Source organism: Klebsiella sp. HMSC09D12 (assembly GCF_001808475.1).
GTDB lineage: Bacteria > Pseudomonadota > Gammaproteobacteria > Enterobacterales > Enterobacteriaceae > Klebsiella > Klebsiella oxytoca.
Genome location: NZ_KV793454.1, coordinates 1 through 4,044 on the forward strand (window position 1 = coordinate 1; position 4,044 = coordinate 4,044).

General features: G+C 51.0%; 7 protein-coding genes. All 7 read right to left on the reverse strand.

Annotated features, from left to right (window positions below; all coding sequences use genetic code 11):
• Positions 1–23: 23 nt before the first annotated feature.
• Complete coding sequence (locus tag HMPREF3178_RS08865) at positions 24–248, reverse strand: hypothetical protein (RefSeq protein ID WP_063267579.1); 225 nt, start codon at positions 246–248, stop codon at positions 24–26.
• Positions 249–259: 11 nt separating this feature from the next.
• Positions 260–514, reverse strand: a complete 255-nt coding sequence (locus HMPREF3178_RS08870) for a hypothetical protein (RefSeq protein ID WP_063267578.1) — start codon at positions 512–514, stop codon at positions 260–262.
• Positions 515–523: 9 nt separating this feature from the next.
• Positions 524–1,240, reverse strand: a complete 717-nt coding sequence (locus HMPREF3178_RS08875; protein ID WP_063267577.1) for a hypothetical protein — start codon at positions 1,238–1,240, stop codon at positions 524–526.
• 3 nt (positions 1,241–1,243) lie between these two features.
• Positions 1,244–1,654, reverse strand: coding sequence for an antirestriction protein ArdR (locus tag HMPREF3178_RS08880; RefSeq protein ID WP_227621665.1), 411 nt, complete (start codon positions 1,652–1,654; stop codon positions 1,244–1,246).
• Positions 1,655–1,711: 57 nt separating this feature from the next.
• A complete protein-coding gene (ardB, locus tag HMPREF3178_RS08885; RefSeq protein ID WP_000447669.1) occupies positions 1,712–2,137 on the reverse strand; it encodes an antirestriction protein ArdB in 426 nt (141 codons plus the stop codon).
• A 151-nt stretch (positions 2,138–2,288) separates the two neighbouring features.
• The gene (locus HMPREF3178_RS08890; protein WP_063267576.1) at positions 2,289–3,566 is read right to left on the reverse strand and encodes a DGQHR domain-containing protein; all 1,278 of its coding nucleotides are present in this window, start codon (positions 3,564–3,566) and stop codon (positions 2,289–2,291) included.
• Positions 3,567–3,618: 52 nt separating this feature from the next.
• Positions 3,619–4,044: hypothetical protein (locus HMPREF3178_RS08895; RefSeq protein ID WP_217494332.1), on the reverse strand; the 426-nt coding region annotated here is incomplete at its 5' end.

The following is a 4,044-nucleotide window of genomic DNA, read 5'->3' on the forward strand; positions in this document are numbered from 1 at the left end:
GGGTGACGTCCGGGGTTCCGCTTTTAAAGATTTTTAAACGCTCTGGCGATACCGCTGATGCAGAATAAAATTGTTGCTGTACAGCCTGTCACCGCAAAAGCGGAAAGCCAGGTAATGTATGCGCTCTTGATACTTGCGCCTTCACCGGGCTGATAATAATGCCAGTACACCATACCGGCGCCCACTGATATAGCTATGCAGACAATCAGCCAGGCTAATGACAGCTTATCTTTTGTTGAACCTTTCATTCTTTACCCCGTTATTCAGACACGGTAATGCCGAGTTTTCTTGCCAGTTTTTCACTAGATAAAAATACCCTTATCCACTTCCCGGACACTAAGAAAACGGACGTCGCTGCTTGCCCTTCAATATCAGATCTGTCCTCTGTGTGGGATATTAATTCACGCTGGATGATGTGCGTCCGGCCTTTATCATCCTTTACGGCGATTAAACCCTCTGTAGAACAGGGATTGAAGCTACTAATGTTGGTGTTGTTTTCGGTTTTGTTCAGCATGGCTGACCCTCAAATATCGGTTTGTGTTACGTCTGCCGCTTTGCGCTGGATAACTACCTTTTCCTCCGGCGCCAGCTTGTTCACGTCCTTCGTGTATTCAGGGTTGCTGTGAGCGCGAATTTTCCAGAAATAAGCTCGCGGCGTGTCGCCCAGAAACGCATAGACATCAGACAGTTCATCTGCGGCCGATTTATCGCCTGCTTGCCAGGCCTTTTTATAAAGAGCAATGGCTGTCGTGGAATCCTGCATCACGTTATTTCCTGTTTGCAGATCTTCAGCTGCGCGGCGGAAAAGCTCTGCATTTTCCTTTGCCGGTGGCAACGATCGAGCCAGCTCAAACAGGCGCGCCCTTTGCCGGTTAGCATAGTCAGCAGGCATATCAGTCAGGTAGACAGGCGGATATTTAGGGCCACTATCGAGAAGGAACATGAAAGCAGGCATGGAACCTTTATCGACCGAAGCAACAACTATTTTGGTCTGCATTTCTAATCGCTTTTCGCAGGCAGCACGGCGGCCAGCTGATACGCCAAATATCACTTCCCCGAGGGATTCGCCACAATCTTTACCATAGTCTCCGGCCTGTTTATCAAACTGCTTGAGAGCCAGAAACGGATCGGGCGCGCTCAGCGCTGCTTTGCTGGCCGCTTCAAACTGAAACTGTTCGGCTTTGTTGTCGCAACCGAAAAGCAGGCCGCAAAGTAGCGGGACAACCATCAGCTTTTTCATGTTTCATCCTTGCTCGTTATCTTCCGGGCCGGTGTTTTTATCGCTTCGGTTAAGCGACTTAAAGAAATCCGACGCCTTCAGAATATCGCTATCCTGGAAGGCAGGAAATGTCGCTTCCGTCAGCTCCTGCGCCGTACCTGCCCGTATAACGGTTTCATCGCGGATCATCGTTCGCTTAACGCCATCAGCCTGTTTTTTGCTGAAGGAGTGCCGGAAAATAATCGCGTACTGGCCGCCACTATCCTGATGAACAGAAGTATCCCAGCGATGATTACCCTGTTTACGATAGTGGTGATAGATTTGCTGGCCGTAGCGCTCCTGATCGGAATTACGGTAATCGAACATTAACAGTTCCAAAAGCATTAACCGAGCTGGCAATTGCCAGGCGGTAGGGTGTTGAAGTGTCGCTAACATAGTTTCTCCTGAGCGTGACAGTCACGATAAGGCGGGCTTTGCCCGCCTGGTTATCAGTTAATCAATGGCACGATAAATACGATTCTGGCTTTCGTTCTCCAGCGTATTAACGTACTCCCGCAACAGGTGATACCGGTTAGCCATCGTTTCGTTCAGTTCGGCTTTGCCTTCTTCATATGCCAGCCCGCAAAAGTAACTGTAGGCATACAGACAAACAATAATCCCTACTTCGCGCGCGCTGCATTCACCTTCAAAATAGTTAGGCAACGAGAGCCAAAGAGGTTGGGGCGCTTCCATAAAAAATGCGCCATTGCTGGCCTGAAGGTATTCCCAATACCCTCCCTGGTAGTCTTTAGCGTAACGATTCAGAAAGGACTGAATGAAGTGATCAGCGCTGAAGAAAGCGCCACGAAAGGCCGCTGGCATGAAGTTCATGCGGGCGTTTTCAGAAATGTAGCGGGCGGTGATTTCGATAGTTTCCATGATACTTCCTCTTTAAGCCGATACCGGCGATGGTTAAGTGGCAGACACATCACCTGCCACTTTTTAATTATCGTACAATGGGGTGTTAAAGTCAACACAAGTACGGATTATATTTACATCTATTGCTTACATCGCCTGCGTGGCCATCTCGTTATACACCGTCTGCAATGTACTTTTTAAAAGCCCGCAGCGTCCCCACAATACGCGACCGGGTTTGTTCGTCACCGTCGCGCAGCTGCTCCAGTTTTTCAATAATTGCTATTTGCGGCAGACTCGTTTCCTCTTTCAGCTTCACGATCCCCGCATTGAACTTCAGCAACGTTGTATCCGGGACTTCATCGCCCAGATAAGGCCGCAGCCAGGCACATTCCGCGAACGGGTCAACCAGCCGCTGTAACTCTTTAGCCGTCGCTTCCAGCGCGCGGCGGTCAGTTCGGATTGTGCCGGTTTGCGGATCTACACAGATGTCATGCCAGTTTTCATGCATAAAGCTGTCTCTGTAGTGAAAACCGTTCTCGCCTTGTTCTGCGCAGGCCAGGAGGCTGACGATTGAATCTATCGGCCGCGTTTGCAGCATCCGGGCCGTTGCCATACCCATCGCGTTGATCATAATCCCATGAAGGCCCAGCGCTTCCTGGCGGTATTCGGCGGCAATATCATCCTGCGCTATATCCAGCCAGCGCATGGCGCCTGACCAGGCAGACCAGAGCTTTTCGGCCGCCTCGCGCTGCTGAAGGGTAGGCTCGCTACTGGCGCGCAGGCTGAGCATCTTTTTAGTCGCGTCATTAAGCGCCTTAAAGCTAATAAGGCGTGAGCTTTTTGCCGGAACGGCGTTATGTTCGAAATCGACCGACCCCGCCAGGCCGGTGACGTTTTGCGCCAGGTACATCGCCAGCTGGTTAACCGGGTCGTTGTTGTTGTAAGCCATGCTGATCGCTGCTGCCGGTTTGCTGGCGTTGTTGTTAATGTCGGCAAAAAACTGCTGGCGCATTTCAAGCGGCAGGCCAACCGTCAACAACAGGCTGATGGTGTCGCCGGTATTCGCGTAGTCCCGGACAAAATCCATGATGCCTAGCGCCCTGTGCTGTCCGTCGAATAACTTCAGATCTGCTTCCATTGGGATTTTCAGGATACCCACAGACGGCGATAGTTCGCTGGGAAAGAAATCTACGTCAATATCAATATTTCCGGTGATCGAGGGCAGAATATACGGCTTACCGCTGCCGGTGGCCTCGGCAACATAGTTTCTGATTTTACGCGCGCGCGTTCTGTTTGCTTCGCGCTGGCTGCGGGCCATTACATCGCCCTGATCATCCATCGCCAGAAGGCGACGTAAAACGGCCATTGGCACAGTCAGCATGTACTGTTCAACGCCACCCTGGACGCCGCGTGTTGCCGGTAATTCGAAAACATAGTTATCAGTATGCATTTTCAGGTTCCTTCACATTCAGGTCATGCCCGGACTTATCCGGGCGAAAAGGTTAGCGATCGAGAAGCAGTTTTTTGACGTCGGCGCGCCAGTTAAGCGAGTCGAAATAAACGAGATATTCGTCATGGGAAGGAACCGCATTACGCGCAAACATAAACTGATGTGCGGAAAGCCAGCAATCGTCCTGCTCGGTGAATACCTGAATGTCCGGCGTGCCATCGGTTGTAGTGATCTCGGCGTACCAGGGGAAAACAGCACACATCATATCCTCGTCCGGCTCGGCGCCATTCACTTCATCCTGAACGTGGAACCATACATAACCCATTGCCAGGGCAGGCTCGTTATCTTGCGCCGGTTTCAGTGAGGTCAATTCTGGGTTACTGACATACCAGTTGAGGTTAAAAAATTGGTGGGGGGTTAATACACGCATAAATCTCCTTAGCTGCCGATACCGGCAATTTAGCGGGTGGCGGTGTTG